This window comes from Paenibacillus sp. S29 (assembly GCF_049319765.1).
Lineage (GTDB): Bacteria > Bacillota > Bacilli > Paenibacillales > Paenibacillaceae > Paenibacillus > Paenibacillus polymyxa_B.
This window is the reverse complement of record NZ_JBMOUI010000004.1, coordinates 366,577-384,897: the sequence shown is the minus strand read 5'-3', so window position 1 is coordinate 384,897 and position 18,321 is coordinate 366,577. Positions and strand designations below refer to the sequence as shown.

14 protein-coding genes are annotated in these 18,321 nt (G+C 45.4%); 4 read left to right on the top strand and 10 right to left on the bottom strand.

Features of this window, described 5'->3' with window-relative positions:
• Positions 1–41: 41 nt before the first annotated feature.
• Positions 42–1,475, bottom strand: coding sequence for a PTS transporter subunit EIIC (locus ACL9RM_RS09500; protein WP_414126248.1), 1,434 nt, complete (start codon positions 1,473–1,475; stop codon positions 42–44).
• Between the two features lie 24 nt (positions 1,476–1,499).
• Complete coding sequence (locus ACL9RM_RS09495; protein WP_414126249.1) at positions 1,500–3,692, bottom strand: alpha-galactosidase; 2,193 nt, start codon at positions 3,690–3,692, stop codon at positions 1,500–1,502.
• A gap of 174 nt (positions 3,693–3,866) precedes the next feature.
• Here ACL9RM_RS09495 and ACL9RM_RS09490 point away from each other — a divergent pair, with 174 nt between their 5' ends.
• Positions 3,867–4,688 carry an AraC family transcriptional regulator gene (locus tag ACL9RM_RS09490; RefSeq protein WP_069291094.1) on the top strand — a complete coding sequence of 274 codons (822 nt, stop codon included), beginning with the start codon at positions 3,867–3,869 and terminating at the stop codon, positions 4,686–4,688.
• A 442-nt stretch (positions 4,689–5,130) separates the two neighbouring features.
• A complete protein-coding gene (locus ACL9RM_RS09485) occupies positions 5,131–5,349 on the top strand; it encodes a hypothetical protein (RefSeq protein WP_414126250.1) in 219 nt (72 codons plus the stop codon).
• 313 nt (positions 5,350–5,662) lie between these two features.
• On the opposite strand, the gene mutY is transcribed toward ACL9RM_RS09485, so the two are convergent.
• Positions 5,663–6,895, bottom strand: a complete 1,233-nt coding sequence (gene mutY / locus ACL9RM_RS09480; RefSeq protein ID WP_414126251.1) for an A/G-specific adenine glycosylase — start codon at positions 6,893–6,895, stop codon at positions 5,663–5,665.
• A 4-nt stretch (positions 6,896–6,899) separates the two neighbouring features.
• The gene (acpS, locus tag ACL9RM_RS09475) at positions 6,900–7,304 is read right to left on the bottom strand and encodes a holo-ACP synthase (protein ID WP_069291092.1); all 405 of its coding nucleotides are present in this window, start codon (positions 7,302–7,304) and stop codon (positions 6,900–6,902) included.
• A gap of 184 nt (positions 7,305–7,488) precedes the next feature.
• Between acpS and ACL9RM_RS09470 the strand changes: the two genes are divergently transcribed.
• The gene (locus tag ACL9RM_RS09470; RefSeq protein WP_134902226.1) at positions 7,489–8,316 is read left to right on the top strand and encodes an alpha/beta hydrolase family protein; all 828 of its coding nucleotides are present in this window, start codon (positions 7,489–7,491) and stop codon (positions 8,314–8,316) included.
• Positions 8,317–8,407: 91 nt separating this feature from the next.
• Here ACL9RM_RS09470 and nadE read toward each other — a convergent pair whose 3' ends face one another.
• The 3 genes from nadE to ACL9RM_RS09455 form a co-directional block, all read right to left on the bottom strand.
• Positions 8,408–9,217 carry an ammonia-dependent NAD(+) synthetase gene (gene nadE / locus ACL9RM_RS09465; RefSeq protein WP_025722646.1) on the bottom strand — a complete coding sequence of 270 codons (810 nt, stop codon included), beginning with the start codon at positions 9,215–9,217 and terminating at the stop codon, positions 8,408–8,410.
• 101 nt (positions 9,218–9,318) lie between these two features.
• Entirely contained in the window at positions 9,319–9,753 is a 435-nt protein-coding gene (locus tag ACL9RM_RS09460) for a BrxA/BrxB family bacilliredoxin (RefSeq protein WP_023986978.1), read from the bottom strand.
• A gap of 141 nt (positions 9,754–9,894) precedes the next feature.
• The gene (locus ACL9RM_RS09455; protein ID WP_414126252.1) at positions 9,895–11,634 is read right to left on the bottom strand and encodes a two-component system sensor histidine kinase NtrB; all 1,740 of its coding nucleotides are present in this window, start codon (positions 11,632–11,634) and stop codon (positions 9,895–9,897) included.
• Positions 11,635–11,925: 291 nt separating this feature from the next.
• Here ACL9RM_RS09455 and ACL9RM_RS09450 point away from each other — a divergent pair, with 291 nt between their 5' ends.
• Complete coding sequence (locus tag ACL9RM_RS09450; RefSeq protein WP_172828291.1) at positions 11,926–13,191, top strand: NAD(P)/FAD-dependent oxidoreductase; 1,266 nt, start codon at positions 11,926–11,928, stop codon at positions 13,189–13,191.
• A gap of 216 nt (positions 13,192–13,407) precedes the next feature.
• Here ACL9RM_RS09450 and ACL9RM_RS09445 read toward each other — a convergent pair whose 3' ends face one another.
• The 3 genes from ACL9RM_RS09445 to ACL9RM_RS09435 form a co-directional block, all read right to left on the bottom strand.
• On the bottom strand, positions 13,408–15,078 hold the full coding sequence (locus tag ACL9RM_RS09445; protein WP_069291088.1) for a ribonuclease J: 1,671 nt from the start codon (positions 15,076–15,078) through the stop codon (positions 13,408–13,410).
• Between the two features lie 112 nt (positions 15,079–15,190).
• Positions 15,191–16,621 (bottom strand): YfcC family protein, encoded by a 1,431-nt coding sequence (locus tag ACL9RM_RS09440; protein ID WP_414126253.1) that lies wholly within the window; start codon positions 16,619–16,621, stop codon positions 15,191–15,193.
• 2 nt (positions 16,622–16,623) lie between these two features.
• Positions 16,624–18,222, bottom strand: a complete 1,599-nt coding sequence (locus ACL9RM_RS09435) for an amidohydrolase (RefSeq protein ID WP_414126254.1) — start codon at positions 18,220–18,222, stop codon at positions 16,624–16,626.
• Between the last annotated feature and the right edge of the window lie 99 nt (positions 18,223–18,321).

The following is an 18,321-nucleotide window of genomic DNA, read 5'->3' as shown; positions in this document are numbered from 1 at the left end:
TAACTGATTAAGTTTTTTCAACCTATCAATATTCTCTTGGTTCAGACTGTTGACCTCTTACTCTTGAAAGCACCGTAAGCCAATGTAAATAATGCTCCACATAACAGGGCAATAAGATGAGCGATCAGATAATTCATATGACCATGGTTCTCTGACGCGGCAATTGCAAAGCCGGGAAGAGCCGTGGTTCCGAATCCTATGGCTGTCAGCTTGCTTAAATATACATATGCTCCCGCAATCATTCCTCCGAGGCATCCAGCAACCAAGGGGAACTTATACTTTAAAGTGACCCCGAAGATCGCTGGTTCCGAGATTCCAAAAAGTACAGACCCGAATGCAGAGTAACCCATTTCTTTAACCTTGGTGTCTTTGCGATTCAAAAGAATATACCCCAAAACGGCGCCCCCTTGAGCCATCAAAGCTACTGATGCCAACGGGTTGATAAAATTTCTGCCTGTATCGGTTAACAACTGCGCTTCTACCGCACCCATAACATGATGTAAGCCTGTAATAACAATGATCTGCTGAATGCCTGCAAAAAACATAAAACCGAATATTCCTAGGTTTTGCGTCATCCAAAGCAGCGAAACAGTCACCAGACTAGCTAACTCTCGCCCAAGAGGGCCGATAATGCTAAACAATAGCAGGGAAGAAACAAAGACCGTCAGCAACGGACCCAAAAATAGTTTAATCATGTCTGGCACCTTTTTGTTAAAAAACTGATCCAACTTGGCTACCACATATCCCATCATTAGAGCAATAATAATACCACCCTGAAATCCAACCAACTGTACGGGAAGGCCGAAAAGACTGATCGATTCCGGGTTTTGACTCCCTTTAGCTACCTCAAAGGCATCCGCCAGGGCCGGATGAAGCATAATTGCACCCAGCACAAGCCCCAGAATCGGACGACCGCCATATCTCTTGGTTGCAGAATAAACAACAAGCAGCGGCAGGATGGTGAAAATACCCGTAGAAACGATTTGAACGAAGCGATTGATCCCTTGAAAAATTGGATACATCTCCACAATCGATTTAGGACCGAATAACCCCTTCTGACCTAATAGCCCGGTTATCCCCATTAACAATGCGGCGGCAAGAATTCCCGGCATGATCTCAATGAAGACATCTGACAGCGATTTAATGGCTTTTTGAAAAGGATTTTGCCTTTGTGCGGACTTCGTTTTGACATCACTTAATGACATATCTTCCGTTCCGGTCAGTTTGGAAAATACGGCATAGATATTATTGACCAACCCTGCTCCAAAAATGATCTGTAGTTGATCCCCCGCTATGAAAACGCCTTTAACCAGATCAATATCTTCAATCTTTTTTAATTCCGCTTTTTCATTGTCCTCAAGTACAATTCTTAATCTTGTGGCACAATGGGCCACACCGATAATGTTGTCTTCACCACCGATATATTTTAAAATTTCTTGAGAAATTTGCTTATACTGCTTTTCTTTTGCTTCCATCTAGTAAAACCCCCTCTAGCTGAATCAGATGTCTTCTTTAACAAATCTCCAGAACATGCCTAAAAAGTCCTGCTTTACCCTGGCAAGCGTTATGCCGACATGCATTAATTCATCACCGCCGAACAGCTCACCGGTTTCTACATTTCTATAAACGTAGTCTGGATTCAAACCTTTGAATTTTAACGTTTTAATCGCGGCTGCGGGTTGGGATAAAACCTTGAAATAGCTGGCCGCCATTTCCGTTTGATCTTCCGACACAAAGTTCCATGCGGCTTCATTTTCATCAAACGGATTAATTATTCTGTAAAACTTCCCAAATTGAATGAGCGATCTAATTTCTTTATATAGAGCTATCTGTTTTTTTACTATTTCTTTTTCCTCAACGGTTAATGTCGTCAGATCCAGCTCATATCCAAAATTACCGGCCATGGCGACATAACCTCTTGTCTCCAAGGGAGTTATTCTGCCCACTTGATGGTTGGGTACCGTGGAGACGTGTGCCCCCATAGTAATCGGAGGATAGACAAGACTTGTTCCCCATTGAATCTTCAGTCGGCAAATGGCATCCGTATTGTCACTTGTCCAGGTCTGAGGCATGTAATAGAGCATGCCGGCATCAAAACGGCCTCCTCCACTAGAACAGCTCTCGAATAAGACATGGGGAAATCTTGATGTAAGCTCTTCCATAACACTATAGAGTCCCAAGATATAACGATGCGCAGTCTCCCTCTGTCTCTCAGGTGGCAAGGCTGCCGAACCCACATCCGTCATGTGACGATTCATGTCCCATTTTACATAAGTAATTGGAACGTCCGATAAAATATCGGAAACCGACTTAATAATGTACTCACACACTTCCTTCCTCGATAAATCCAACATCAGTTGATTTCTTCCCAACGTATACGGACGATCAGGGACATGGATACACCAATCGGGATGCTTTCTGTATAAATCGCTGTCTATGGATACCATTTCAGGTTCAAACCACAAACCAAACTCCATACCCAGATTTCGTATGCGGTGTGCAAGATCCAGCAATCCATCTGGAAGTTTGCGACGATCCACCACCCAATCGCCTAATGAAGTATTGTCATCATCCCGTTTTCCAAACCACCCATCATCCAATACAAACAGTTCCACTCCTACACTTTGGGCTTCCTTCGCCAACTGCTCAATCTTGTCGGCATCAAAGTTAAAGTAAGTAGCTTCCCAGTTATTAATCAGGATCGGCCGCTCTTTGTCACGAAAAGGCCCACGACATAATCTGTTCCTGTATAATTCATGATAAATTCTCGACATGCCGCCCAAGCCATTTTCGGTGTATACCATGACCACTTCAGGCGTTTGGAACGATTCCTCAGGTTCAAGCAGCCATGTAAAATCAAAAGGATTAATCCCCATCGTGACTCTTGTGTTCCGATAGGAATCTACCTGAGCCTGGGCCGTAAAGTTCCCACTGTACACCAGATTAAAGGCGTACACTTCACCCTGTTCTTCATCTGTTCCTTCTCTTACAAGTGCCATAAAGGGTGCCTGTTGAGGGCTGCTGGCTCCACGGCAGCTGTCTACCATTTGAATTCCAGGTAAAATTTTTCGCCTTGCTATATTTTTTTCATTATTATGCGCACCGTACAAGGTAATTAGTTCATATTCATCATCACGAAAATCCACACTAGCACTTAACGCTTTAAGCAGTTTTAGCTGCTGCCGACCTTCATTATCGAAACGGACTGAACGGGTAATGACATCCCGCTTTTGATATAGGCTATAGGATAGTACAACCTTTACATTAATTAATGGGTCTTCAAGGACGATTTCCAGAGTTTCTACTTCGCCAGCATCCTCTGAATAACTAGAAGGAAGCCCTTTCAATTTTGGTTTGCCTTGGTAAACCCGATGTTCTTTATACCGAAAATCTGTCACTGTAGAACCATTCTCCAATTGAAGCTGATACGCAGGAATCCTGAAATCACTATTTCCAAATGACGGATATTCTTGCGGGATAGTATCCAGTGAAAAGGCTCGATCCGAGCCATCGGGATTGGGTGAAAATCCTCTATCCATAAAGATGATTTTATTGCTTCCCCGATAGTTCTGAATTTTCTTCCCCCAATACAGATGGGCTAAATAACCATCTCGTATAACCTGCATGACATAACTCGTATTGCTGCCTTGTAAATGGAATAAAAGCTTCTCTTTATCGATGTATATAGCCATAGTAACCCCCTTGTAGCGCCAATAGTAATATTTTCAAAAAATATAAATTATGTTGTTTCCTTGTTTCTTACACCCTAATCATAATTGAATAGTTTTAATAATTATATGGAATAATGTAGACTCTATATGAAACGGTGTGATAATATGCAGAGATGAATTAAGGGGTGAAAACAAATGAGTTCACACTTTTCCAATCATTCCTATAACAACCTGGACCTCAATTTATACACATGTGGCAAAGAAAGCTGTACCAGCAAGCACTCTTATGGGCCAGCCATTCGAAGCGGGTATATGGTGCATTATATTTTAAAAGGAAAAGGGATCTTTAAAGTCAACGATAAAATCTATCATTTGGAGAAAAACGATGCTTTCTTTATTGAGCCGAAGGTTTTAATTTACTACGAAGCGGATGAAGTCGACCCATGGGAATATGCCTGGATTGGTTTTAATGGGATGCAAGCAAAAGAATATCTAAGCCGGACCTGTATCAATAGGGACAATCCCATTTTCCGGTTTGAAGCAGAGGGCAGCCTTGCCCGCTGTATGGAGAGTATCGTCGTTTCTTCTACACTGAAATCCAACAAAGACCTGCTGCTTGCATCCAAGCTGTATGAATTTCTGTATCTGATGTTTGAACATTACCCTAATCAGGAAGTCAACCCTGAGGTAAGACAGCAGCGGTATATTAAAGAAGCGCTTCTCTTCATTCAACAAAACTATTCACACTTCATTACCGTAAGCGACATTGCCAAGTACATTTCAATTGACCGTTCGTATTTGCATCGTTTATTTAAACAGCAACTAAATAAGTCACCACAGGAATTTTTATTACATTTGAGGATTGAAAAATCGTGCTCCCTATTAAGAAATACTTCCCTTAAAATCGGGGATATTGCTCGGTCTGTAGGGTATAAAGATGTACTCCTATTCTCCAAAATGTTCAAAACGGTCAACAAGGTGACTCCATCCGAATACCGAAAAAATCCCCAAAAATAACACACTTCGTTCGCAACTAAATTAGGCATATTCATTCCAAAAACAGAAAAATAGCGGCAGCATGGATCAACCTCATGTCCATACTGCCGCTATTGTCAAAAGAAAATAAAGTTCTAGACTGAAAAATAAAGTATTAGACTGACGTTGCTTCATTAAGCTAACGAGCAGGAGAATTCAATGAGTGTCTAATTTAGGTAATGAGTATTATCGATACTGTACGTGCGAGAAGATATTTAATAAAAATGCAATATTATATGATATTAATTCGAATTACTCTAGGGGAGTTGAATAAGTAAAAAGAAGGGCTTATGCCCTCCAATGAAATTTCAGTTCTCTACTCTACTAGTACCTGATCTAATTCATCAGGGTTAATCACACAATCTCTTTCTTTATAAACTGCATTTAATAGAAGTGCAGGCTAATAAAGAAAGGATGTATGAAGATGAAAAAAGTTGGAGTAAGAAAAATAACACCGGTCAAAAAGAGAGCAACTGCAAAGACGCCGTATAAGGCAAAACAAAGAACACAACTTCAGAATGCGCTTCAACAATTGAATGATGCACGAGATATTATCAACAGCAGCCGTGCTGGTCTCCTTGACGCACGTAATAGAGTCAACGATGCAAGAGATTTGATCAACGAGGCATTAGATGAATTGTAACAACTAGCCTCAATCGTGAAAACGAATAAGGCGAGCTAACTTGATATTCAAATTAAGACATAGCCTAGATTAATTTCGGGGCTTATTAGTTTATGAGATAAGGTTCTTGTCAAAACCAAATAACAAAAACCTTATCTCATTCCCGACGGATTGCTTGGAAGAGTGGCCTTACTGATTAAGCTAACGGGAAACGTTAGTTCAATGGAAACAGCGACAGTCTAGGACTTTATTTTCTCGTCCTTGGTTGTCGCTGTTTCCATTTTCTAGGCTCAGTCTAATACTTTATTTTTTGCTGACAGCTATTCAACTAACATCAGTTCTCTTTTTGCTTCGCATAATACTCGGTGATCAGATCGAGGAACACCTTGGGAAACGCCAAGGTGGCCATATCCGCTTCGCTGATCCAGCGGTACCCCGCTGGCAGCGCATTGCGCGTGTGCTCCGCCTGCTCAGCCAGCGCAATCAACGCACCCGGCTTCGCTTCGGTGCTGTAGCTGGCTCGCTGTTCGGCAGCCAGCGGATGTCCTACCGCCTCCCCGGCAGGGACGGCGACCTCTTCACACTGGAACACACGCAGGTTCCAGTGAATGTGGCTGAACGTGTGCTCCGCCTCACGTACAAACCGCATCGGGCGCGCAAGCACGCCCTCTGCCAGCAAATGAGCCGCCAAATGGTCCATGGCGGGCTCATCCGGCACCGGGCCGTTGTAGCCCTCCGGCCCGGCAAGCTCATGCGGCAGCTCCCACATGCGGGCCAACAGGCCCTTGGCCGGGCGCTGCCGTACGAGCAGGCGGCCTGCGTTCGCTCCGCTGCCCTCGATGAGGGCTACGGAACGCGGCTCCAGCCGCGGCGGCTTCGCCTTGGTCTTGACTGGCAGCGTCTCCTCGCGACCTGCCAACCTGCCCGAGCAATGCTCCATGACCGGGCAGGTCAGACAATGAGGCGACTTCGGCGTGCAGACCAGCGCCCCCAGCTCCATCAGAGCCTGATTAAAATCAGAGGCCCTTCCTTCGGGAATCAGCTCCCGTACCAGACTTTCCATATGCGCCCGCGTACTGCCCTTCATAATATCCTCTTCAATGAGAAAATAACGCGACAGCACACGCATTACATTTCCGTCCACAGCAGGCTCTGGTCGATTGAAGGCGATACTCATAATCGCCCCCGTCGTATACGGGCCTACTCCTTTCAGTGCAGCGACAGCCTGTGTATCATCCGGCACCTGCCCGCCGTGAAGCTCAACTACTTGTTTTGCCGCAGTTTGCAAATTCCGGGCCCGCGAATAATAACCCAGCCCTTCCCACAGCTTAAGCACATCCTCCTCGGGTGCTTCCGCCAACGCTTCAATTGTAGGAAAACGTGCAATAAAGCGATTAAAATACGGAATGACCGTATCCACACGCGTCTGCTGAAGCATAATTTCCGAGATCCAGATATAAAAAGGATTCCGATGGCGGCGCCACGGCAAATCGCGCTTGTTACGTGTATACCAATTCAACAGTTCAAAGCTGAAATAACGCTTTTGTTCCAATGTATTTGTAGTCATCACATCACATCTCCTTATATTCGACAATCACAAAAGCAGAGGCAATGTTAGGCTGATGTGTAATACTCAAGTGAATGCTGTAATTCGAGTCACCTGTAGACGGCAATCTCAGTCTATCCCACGCGGATGAAGACAAATAAACGGCTGGCTTCCCCCCAGGTTCCGGTAATATATCCATATCACCGAACCCGATGATTTGCCCAATTCCGCAGCCGAAGGCTTTCGTTATCGCTTCCTTGGCGGCAAAGCGCCCTGCTACGAACTCCGTTAGTCTACCCTTGCGTTCCACAGCAAGCTCACGTTCTGCCGGGGTCAGCACCCGATTCAAAAACGCATCTGCATATTTACCTGCTAAAATATGAGCCATACGGCTTATTTCCAGCACATCATGTCCAATTCCGTAGATCATTTGGGTATTCCCCGTCCTTTTTACTTTACTGGATCTATTGTAACAGTGCGTCCACACCCTGGCGAGTCACAAAGGCGTAAAAGCGGCACCAAAATATGTTAAAATAAGAAAGGCTATAGGTGAATGTTTTGAAATTCAGCTCATATGCCCATTTTAAAAAAATCCCGTAGAAAGGAAGGATAGGATGTCAGAAACCATTATTGTTGAAGCAGGTACCGAAGCAGGAACAGATGCGGTGATCCGGGCTTCCTGGTTTCCCGCTAAAAATACAGCCAAAAGCCTGCTCATCATCGCTCACGGCTACAAAGGATTTAAGGATTGGGGCATGTTCCCCTATATAGCAGAAGCATTGAGTATGGATAACCATGTTGTGACCTTCAACTTTTCACATAATGGCATAGGTGAGGATCTAGAGAATTTTACCGAGCTGGAAAAGTTCGCACGCAACACCTATAGCCGCGAACAAGAGGATTTGGAACTATTGCTGTCCAATCTGAGAGCACGTCATGAGTTCAGAGAATTGCCGTTGTTTCTGTTAGGACATAGCCGAGGCGCGGGAAGCTGCTTTGTATATGCTCTGGATCATCCCGGCGAGATTGCTGGCGTCATTTCATGGAATGGCGTGACAGATCTTGATTTGTTTACTTTACCGCAAAAAGAAGAAATGCGCGCCAAGGGGCGCAGCTATGTGGAGAACGCTAGAACAGGACAACAGCTTCCGCTGGATGCTGTCATTCTGGAAGACCTGGAACAAAATCGCCAGCGTTTTGCCATTGTAGACAGACTTGCCAACAGCCAGCTCCCAGCTGTACTGATCCAGGGAACCGAAGATTCCAAACGTCTACGGGAAGGCTCTGCCCTGCTCACATCCGTTCGTCCCGACATCGAATGGGTACAAATTCAAGGCGGCAATCATACCTTTAATACCGTTCATCCATTCCAGGGAGGTAGCCTTCCACTGGATCAAGCGATTACTGAAACCCGCCGCTTCATTGAGTGGATCACCAATTAAATTATTGCCCCTTCAATACAAACGGCGATCCGCCGGGCGGATCGCCGCATTTATTTACTTCAGGATTTTACAATTCCATAATGATTAATGCTTACACTCCTGGGATGCTTGTCCGCTTATGCGCTGTACGTGTAAAGAAGCTTTCCAGCTTTTCGCGTGCCGCCGGGTCAATTTCCTTGCCTTCCAGGTAGTCGCTGTTTGCTTCGTAGGAGATCCCCAGTTCTTTTTCATCCGTCTGGCCTTCCCACAATCCTGCTGTAGGCGCTTTGTCCAAAATGGCCTGCGGAACTCCAAGATAGCTAGCGAGCAAGCGCACCTGACGTTTGTTAAGCGTGCTAAGTGGCGTAATATCAACCGCACCGTCGCCCCATTTGGTATAAAAGCCTGTGATAGCTTCTGAAGCGTGATCTGTGCCAACGACGAGCAGATTCAGCTCATTCGCGAGTGCGTACTGAACCACCATACGTGTTCTTGCCTTTACATTCCCTCTCACTTGCGGAGTAATGGAACGCTCCAGACCGATATCCTTTAACGTATGCTCTACTTCCACGGCAACCTTGTCCACGGCTTCCTTAATGTTCGTTTCCCCAGCATATTTCAGGTCGAACGCTTTGGCTACCGCGTAGCTATGCTCGATATCCTCCTGTTGGCCGTATGGCTGGAATACACCCAGTGTTTTGTATTCGTCTCCTTGTTCCTGCGTCAATTCATCTGTAGCCCGCTTGCACAAAGCGGCTGCTACGGCACTATCAATCCCGCCACTGATGGCGATTAACAGCCCTTTGCTTCCCGTTTTCGTTACATACGACTTGAGGAAATCCACACGCTTACGGACCTCCGCCTCTACATTAATCGTAGGCTGTACTCCCAATTCAGCAATAATCTGTTCCTGCAAACTCATCAGATAAGCACCTCTTTTTTAGGAATTTCCTTCACAAGCCAACATGCAAAAGCCCCGGCAAGTTTCGCAGGCGAAAAATGCGGGGCATAGCTTGAGCAGTCTTACCGGCAAAAACGATCAAATGCACTGGTCAAATCAGCAGCGATCTGATCTGCCGAACGATCCTCCACCTGATGACGCTCGATGAAGTGAACCAGTTCGCCGTCTTTCAACAGCGCGATAGAAGGGGATGACGGTGGGTAAGGTGCGAAAAATTCGCGAGCCTTTGCCGTTGCTTCCTTGTCCTGTCCGGCAAAAACCGAATACAGATGATCTGGCGTAAGATCATGCTTCAGCGCTTCAGCCACACCCGGGCGGCATTGGCCTGCGGCACAACCACATACCGAGTTCACAACAACCAACACTGTCCCTTTAGCATTAGGAAGCTTGGCCTCCACATCTTCAGAAGTACGCAGTTCCTGAATCCCAAGATTCGTCAGTTCATCGCGCATTGGCTGAACTGAATCTCTCATATATTGATCGAAAGACATAGACATATTCTTTCACTCCTTTTCCAAAAATCATGTATACTACGTTTTTAATTTCATCCTTTGCCGTAGTAAAGGCATGGACATCTAAACTTCATTATACAATCTTTTTCACGTAATTTGCAAAAATCCGGCTATATATTTGCACGATTATTTCTGTATCGAATTTATGACAGAAGGTTCAGCGTGATCCCGGTAAGTCGGGACGGTTCTGCGCAATCGGACTTTAAACTGCGTGCCCATTCCCTCCACCGAGTCTACGGCAATCGTACCGTGATGACGCTCCACTATACTTTGACATAAGGCCAGCCCCAAACCTGTACCTTTCGTTTTGGTGGTGTAAAAAGGTTGGAACAGCTTTTCAAGCTGTTTTTGCGGAATTCCCGGACCTGTGTCCTTTACTTCGAGTTCCACGAAATCCCCTTCCTCATGAGTCGAAATGGTCAACACCCCCTTTTCTCCCATAGCTTCCATCGCATTACGTGATAAATTAAGCAGCAACTGCTTCATTTCCTTAGGGTTCAAATGCAGCATCGTCACATGCTCCTCCAGCTTTAGCTCAATCGTCTGCCCCCTCAGATTCGCATCTGCCCACAATAAAGGCGTCAGTTCGCGAATAATATCATGCAGATGACATTGCTCCTTCTCGACAATCCGATTCTGGGCCAGTGAAAGGAAATCGTTAATAATTCCGTTCGCCCGATCGAGTTCCTCCATCACAATGCGGTAGTAATGGTTGAGAGACTCTGGACTTTTCTCACGCATAAGCTGTAAAAAACCACGCACAACCGCCATCGGATTACGTATTTCATGAGTAATGCCCGCTGCCATCTGTCCGACCAGACTGAGCCTTTCAAAATTGCCTAGCTCACTGCGCAGCGTCTCCAGCTCTGTAATATCTTGCAAGGCGATAATGACGCCTGTCGTTTGGTTTACATGTTTATCACGAATAGGAAGGAAACTTGAGAAGAATACTTTGGGAGGAACATTTATAAAATCAGCACCTGCCTCTCCTTCCAACGCTTTTGCAACTCGTTCGTTAACCACAGGCAAAGCGCTAAAACCATATAACGAGGTCAATGGACGGCCTACTACCTCAGGCAGTGTAATGTAGGGATCGAAATCCTGGTAGAGTTCCAGCATCGTTTTGTTCATATGTATAACTCGTTCTTCGCTGTCCAGAGTAACAAGAGATAATGGCATCAAATCCATAACTTGACGCAGCTTATCCACTTCAATCAAGTATTTGCTCGTAAATTCAGTCACATCACGCCGCAGCGCCAGCTTCTCAAAGGCATTATGCATCAGACTCACGACCGTAAAACTTGCCAGCACACCTGCACCAATATTCCAGAACGTTGTAAGTAAGTCAGGAATGTATACCGAAATATCCTGTTTGCCCCACAGTAGCGGAAATATCGCCTTAAACAGCATATCAGCCACAACATATGCGGAGATTAGGAGTTTTTTGTCCAACAAGGTTCCTCTTTGAAAAAATTTGCCATGCAGCAGCATAAAAGGAAAAAGAATAAAACCCGTGCCCACATACATCGGGGACATTTCTGTCGACTGGGCTATAATCAGGACACCCATCAGTGCGGAAGCGGCGAGCACGAAGGCAGTGCGACGTCTACCGTACATGATGCCAACAGCAAGGGGAATAATACCGAGATTGGAAGGTAGACCATACGGAGACTGATATTGAAAGAGTGTACATAGCAATATGGCTGGCAAGCAACACAGATACAGTATTCCTTGATTGGGTCCAGGAAGCAGATTGCCGCCCCAAACCTTTTTCTTATCCCCATAATCCGTTAATATAGAGAAAAAACCCGCCGATATAACGGCAAGGAGAACTTGGAGCACACTTTCCTTCAACGCAATTAACAAGGACTTCTCCCCCTCATCATCTTTCCTTGACGCCGTTAGTTGAATTAAAGCACAGGCTACAATATATTACAATATATGTGTTAAAATCCCGGTGTAGAACGACAAAATCTGCTAAATACCAGATGTATATAAGAGGAACGCTTTTACGCGCTTTAAATTCTTGAAAATTGAAATATATACGTGTTTACTGTGCTCTAAGGCTATCTAGAGCGACGGTATTACGATATGATGAAAAATCGGTTACACCATTCTGAATTTTTTGAAAATTTGTCGACGAAAAGGAAGAGGTTTATGACTTACGACGTTATTGTGATCGGAGGCGGCTCAGCCGGATTAATGGCTGCTGCCGCTGCCAGCGGTGAGGGCGCCAAGGTGCTTTTGCTTGAAAAAGGAAATAAGCTCGGGCGAAAGCTGGGGATCTCTGGTGGAGGCCGTTGCAATGTCACGAATGCCAAAGAGCTGGACGAACTCATTCGGCACATTCCCGGCAATGGCCGTTTTCTGCACAGTGCACTGGCGGCTTTCGGCAATCGGGATATCATCGCCTTTTTTGAACAGCTGGGTATAGCCTTAAAGGAAGAAGACAATGGGCGTATGTTTCCAGTGACGGACAAAGCCAAAACAGTTGTCGATGCTTTGATCAACAAGGTACGCTCTCAAGGAGTCGAGATTCGGACAAGCTGTCCTGTTCAAGAGGTTATTTACAATGAAGGCCATACGGCTGGGGTGCGGCTGCGTTCCGGTGAAATCCTACATAGCCGTAATGTCATTGTAGCCGTTGGCGGCAAATCCGTCCCGCATACAGGCTCGGAAGGTGACGGCTATGCATGGGCAGAACAAGCAGGGCATACGATTACGGAACTGTACCCAACAGAGGTGCCGTTGACCTCAGGCGAGACGTTCATCCAGACGAAAGAGCTTCAGGGACTATCCTTACGCGATATCAGTCTGACCGTATGGAATGCGAAGCAAAAGAAAGTTGTCGTCCATGAAGGAGATATGATTTTTACACATTTCGGTCTATCTGGCCCAACTGCTTTGCGGTGCAGTCAGTTTGTCGTCAAGGGAATGAAAAAGGATAAGGTAAACACGGTGTTGTTGACTCTGGATTTACAGCCTCACAAACATGCCGATGAAGTCTACCGTGAGACGCTGGAATTGGCATCGGTCGATGCTAAAAAAGCGATCAAAAATGTGCTTAAGCCTTATTTACCGGAACGCTTGATTCCATTGTTGCTCCAGCAAGCCGAACTGCGTGAGGATTTGACCTATGATCATATTCCCAAGCAGCAATGGCAAGAACTTGCTCATCACATTAAGGCGTTTCCAATCCGTGTGAACGGTACGCTCTCTCTGAAGGAAGCATTTGTTACCGGGGGCGGTGTGAATTTGAAGGAAATTAATCCGAAAACGATGGAGTCCAAGCTGATGCCTGGATTGTTCTTCTGCGGTGAGATTCTCGATATTCACGGTTACACAGGTGGTTATAATATTACAGCGGCGTTTACGACAGGGCATACAGCAGGAACCCAAGCGGCTAATAACGAGATGCTGTAGGAGTGGGAGGCACTACGCGTAGGCTTTGATCTTACGATCGCTGTTGCTTCTCCAGATTCAAATCCTCCGCTTCGCTAGAAACCGCCATTACAACTGCATTTTTAGGGAAAACAGGAAGTGAAAAAGACTTAAATCAGTCATATTGCTGATTTAAGTCTTTTTTTGTGTAATCGCGTATTGAACAAGCTCTATCTTGTTTTGACATTTGTCGCTATTCTATACCTCAATAATGATAGGTAAAATCATGGGTCTTCTCTTCGTCTGACTGTAAATAAACCGGCCAACATCATCTTTTAACATCTGCTTAATCAGTCCCCACTGACTCATTTCGATTTCTGTTAACTCGTTCACTGTGGACATAATCGTGTCGTGGATCTGACTCATGAGCTCTTCGGAATCCTTAACATATACAAAGCCTCTTGAAATGACCTCTGGCGTTGCGAGCATTTGTTTCTCGTTTTTGCTCAACGTCATCACAATAATCAGCATTCCGTCTGAAGAAAGCTTTTTACGGTCTCGTAGTACAATATTACCTACGTCCCCTGTTACCAACCCGTCTACCAAGCTATTGCCGGCTGATACTTTGGGCCCCAGGGATGCTCTTCCCTCTTCGATTTGAACAGTGTCACCGTTATGGACGATAAATACATTCTCCATCGGAATCCCCACAGACTCCGCTAGCTGACGATGCTGATACAACATCCTGAATTCACCGTGTATGGGAATCAAATACTCAGGTTTCATCAGGGTCATCATTAATTTTAATTCTTCCTGGCTGCCGTGACCGGATACGTGCATCCCCGTGGAGCTGCCTGATCCATAAATAACCTGGGCACCCAGCACATACAAATTATCAATGACCTGGGAAAGGTTTCGCTCATTCCCCGGTATGGCTCCCGCAGCAATGATGACCGTATCACCAGGCAAAATTTCGATTTTGGGATGCAGGGAATTGGCTAAACGTGACAATGCGGCCATCGGCTCTCCCTGACTTCCGGTACATAAAACTGCAATTTCTTCTGCGGGGAACCGCTCTGTTTCCCCCGGCTCAATCAACAAATCCTCAGGCATATGCAAGAAGCCCAGCTCCTTCGCCACCGAAACCACATTTACCATACTGCGTCCGAGTAAAACCAGTTTGCGACCTGTTTCCACAGCCGCGTCAATGACTTGTTGAACACGGTTCACATTAGAAGCGAACGTGGAGATAAATACCTGCTGCTTGGCTCTGGCAAATGCATCTAGAATATGCCCGCCAACCAAACGTTCTGAAGGGGTAAATCCCGGTCTTTCCGCATTTGTACTTTCGGAGAGCAGCACTTTTACCCCCTTCTTTCCTATTTCAGCCATTCGATGAAGATCGGGAAAAGGTCCGCTTACGGGAGACATATCGAATTTGAAATCCCCGGTATGGACCACATTTCCTTCCGGTGTCTGAAAAAAGACACCCAGGCAATCCGGGATACTGTGGACCGTGGTGAAAAAAGAGGCCTGAATCGTTCCCGCTTGAACGGTTGAATCTGCATCTATAAGATGAAGCTCAGCATCACGTAAAAGATTGTGCTCCCTTAACTTAATCTTAATTAATTCGATGGTGAGCTTTGTGCCAAAAACGGGCATATTAATCTGTTTCAGCAGATAGGGAATACCTCCGATGTGATCCTCATGCCCATGAGTCACAATGAGCGCTCTGACTTTATCCTGATTTTCCAGCAGATAGGTGACATCGGGCACAATAAGGTCAATACCAGGCAAGTTCTCATCAGGAAACTTGGAGCCACAATCGATAACGACAATATCCTGATCGTATTGGATGAAATACATGTTTTTCCCGATTTCATTAACACCGCCTAGAGCAGCAACGAGTAATCTATTATCAGCATGCATCAATTTTATTTCCTCCTTAGGAAAATGCTATCCATATTATTCATTTTTCACGTAAACTTATGCACAAAAAGAAACCCTTGTCTCTAAAAGACAGGGGCTCTCACTTGATTTATTAGATACCCACTGCAGCCGAAATCGCAGCAAAAATAGCAGCAACTAACCACAGAATGGGGAATAGCTTGAAGATTACCTTCAGCCACTGTCCAAAGCTGATCCGGGCAATGGCCAATCCAGCCAACAGTACTCCGCCTGTCGGTGAAATGAGATTGGTTAACCCGTTACCGAATTGGTACGCTGTGACTACTGCTTCACGATTGATACCTACAAGATCGCCAAGCGGTGCAAGTACAGGCATTGTTAGTGCAGCTTCCCCCGAAGAAGATGGAACCAGGAAAGTAATAATATTGTGTGCAACCAACATAATGGTGGTGAACAAGTAACTTGGCAATCCTTCCAGAATGCTTGCGAGTGCATTCAATACGGTATCGATGATCATACCCTGCTCGGCGATGATCAGAATTCCGCGGGCGAGACCTATGATCACTGCAGCGTAGATGAATTCTCCACACCCTTTTACAAAATTCTCAGCTATTTCCTTCTGGCTCATTTTAGTAACTACTCCGACAAAAAGACCGAGTGCGAAGAAAAGGGCGCCGATTTCAGTCATATACCAGCCTTTGGCCAAAATTCCCCAGACAATTGCTCCAAGCGTTACAATAAATCCACCTATAATTAATTTGTCCCGAAACGTGAAGACGACGTCCTCATCTGTATTTTCTTTTATAAACTGCTCGCGATTTATAATATCACTCTGATAAACAATGGATTTGTCCGGATTTCTCTTAACCCGGTGCGCATACCACATTGTAAAGGCAATAGAAATCATAGTAAATACAAGCCATTCAATAAATCTCAGCCAGAGCTGAGGATTCCCCTCCACCCCTGCGATCCCCTGGGCAATCAATACTGAAAAAGGATTAACAGTCGAACCAACATAGCCAATTTGCGTTCCCAGAAATAGAATGAGAATAGCAGTCATAGAATCGAAGCCTAGGGCAAACATTAATGGAATAAAAATCGCATAAAGCGGAATAATTTCTTCGCTCATCCCAAAGGTAGAGCCTCCGAGACTGAATATAACCATGGCAATTGGAATAAGCAGAATCCCCTTATTCTTCAGCCGTCTGGAAAGAGCTGTCAGGGCACGGTCAATGGCTCCCGTCTGCAGTATAATCCCGAAGGAGCCGCCCACAATAAGGACAAAAGAGACCACATCGGCGGCATTGATAATCCCCTCAATAGGAGCGCTTAGGATTTGGGGGAGTCCTTGTCTTAAATCACCGTTCTCACCCGTTTTGGGCACAGTGTGATAGGTTCCCGAAACGATCGCGGTTTTGGTCACACCGTTCACTGTAACTTCATGCCGGTCAAATTGTCCGCTGGGTACAATCCATGTCAATGCGGCGACTGTAATAATAATCAAAAATATTAAAGTATAGCTATGGGGCAAGGATAATTTCCATTTCTTTTTCTCGATGTTCATGTTTATCCCTCATTCCAAGAATGGTTATAAGTAACCTTCCCTCCCATAATGGTCAGTATCACTTGGGCATCCCTGATATCACCAGCGGATGCATTAAGAAGGTTGCGGTCAAAAACGGCGATGTCAGCATATTTTCCAGCCTCCAGCGTGCCTGTGACCTCTTCCATATAACAATGTCTGGCTCCATTAATGGTCCATGCTTTTAAAACTTCGGATGGCGGCATCCCACGATCGGGATACCAGCCTCCAGCAGGTGATCCGTCCGGAAATAACCGATGAGAAGCTGAGTACAGTGAATCAGGAACACTCGTGATAAATAAAGGCAGATCAGTCCCAATGGTTATTGGCACGTTAGCCTCCAGCATAGATTTATAATTATAAAATCGGTTTTCATTACCTTTGCCTACCACAACAGGCATATAGGCCTCTTCATAGGTTGGATTCAGTAGCAGGATTTGGGCGTAGACTTCGGCAAAAATTTCGTTTTTACCCATTCTGATCAAATCATCTGGATGAGGATACTCTAGATCACTGATAGAATGTCTGATAAGGTTATTACCTTGTTGTTCGCGGCATTTTTCAATCATGGATACCGCTTGGCGAATCGCAGCATCACCTTCTGCAGTTAGGCAGCATTTGATACCTTGGCTGTCCGCTTCCAGCACAGAGGCTTCAATTTTTTCGTAATCAACCGTCCTCAAATTCGTGACTTCAGGCATATCTGCGTACGGTTCCAGCATGTCCCCCGTATGATCTGCTACGACGCCGTCAAGCATCAGCTTGTATCCTTGGAAACGAATAAGGTCCCCATTATAAAGTGCTTTATACTTCATACCGGTGCCAATATCCAACGGTTCAACAACGGGTTCAAGTGAGAAATGAAATCGGAGCGGCAGTTCTCCTGTTTCTTTCAATTCTTCTAGAATCGGCAGCAGCTCGCTATGCCGGTCAAAGCCAATATCTTTTATAGAGGTAACTCCTCGTGCAGCTAGTATGCGGCAAAACTCCATAAACTCTTGTTTGACAAGGCTGTGATCCTTCATCATAGCTTGGAGCAGCAAAGCGCGTGCCTCAGCACTGCATTGATTCGGCAAAAATTGATATTTCTCCTGAGCCAGTCGGTTCATCCAGCAGTAGCTTTTATTTAGGTTAATGGCAATTACCGCCCGATCAGGGAACAGATCGTCCAACAAGCTTTGCTCAGGCAGCTTGCCCCATCCTTCCTCGCTCCACCCGTAAGCGGTTACATCTTTCCCTGGCGGAAGATTGTTTGCCGCTTGTAGCATGGATTCCACTGCTTCTTCAATCGAGGCTGCATGAGTCAAATCCACGCCCCGATGCATCGACATATATCCGGTAAAAAATACATGGTTGTCATGAACTCCTGGCATGATAAAAGCATCGCCCAAATCACAGACAACCGTTCCCGCTCCTATCCAAGCTTGTGCCTCCTCGGGACGACCCACAGCTGCAATACATGCTCCTCGCAGTGCAATAAACCCCGGCGAGGCTTCATTTTCTAAGCCATTAAAAATAGCATTTGACAGTAAAACTTTGTCCGCTAAAGTGTCATTCTTCCCTTGCACAATTTCACCCCTCATTATTCATCCGTCCCACTACATAACGTAATATAACGTTATAATATAGCTTCTGCTTCTCTTATAGAGTGGAAGCAGAAGCTGCGCCGTACCTGAATACAT